The 511-nt window shown below is 54.0% G+C and carries 1 rRNA gene; it reads right to left on the bottom strand.

Features of this window, described 5'->3' with window-relative positions:
- A 23S ribosomal RNA gene (locus tag ACOT1A_RS24640) occupies positions 1-511 on the bottom strand; the annotation flags it as partial.

The raw sequence follows: 511 nt of genomic DNA, 5'->3' as shown, positions 1-511 counted from the left end.
TCCGTCCGCAGGGACTTCACCTACACCTCAGCGTGCCTTCTCCCGAAGTTACGGCACCATTTTGCCTAGTTCCTTCACCCGAGTTCTCTCAAGCGCCTTGGTATTCTCTACCTGACCACCTGTGTCGGTTTGGGGTACGATTTCGTGTTACCTGATGCTTAGAGGCTTTTCCTGGAAGCAGGGCATTTATCACTTCAGCACCGTAGTGCCTCGTCATCACACCTCAGCGTTAACAAGGTACCGGATTTACCTGGAACCTCCGCCTACATGCTTAAACCGGGACAACCGTCGCCCGGCTGACATAGCCTTCTCCGTCCCCCCTTCGCAGTAACACCAAGTACAGGAATATTAACCTGTTTCCCATCGACTACGCCTTTCGGCCTCGCCTTAGGGGTCGACTCACCCTGCCCCGATTAACGTTGGACAGGAACCCTTGGTCTTCCGGCGAGCGGGCTTTTCACCCGCTTTATCGTTACTTATGTCAGCATTCGCACTTCTGATACCTCCAGCA

It is taken from the genome of Enterobacter cloacae complex sp. SYL003 (assembly GCF_049236925.1).
Lineage (GTDB): Bacteria > Pseudomonadota > Gammaproteobacteria > Enterobacterales > Enterobacteriaceae > Enterobacter > Enterobacter intestinihominis.
The sequence above is the reverse complement of the archived record's forward strand: the minus strand, read 5'-3'. Positions and strand labels throughout refer to the sequence as shown.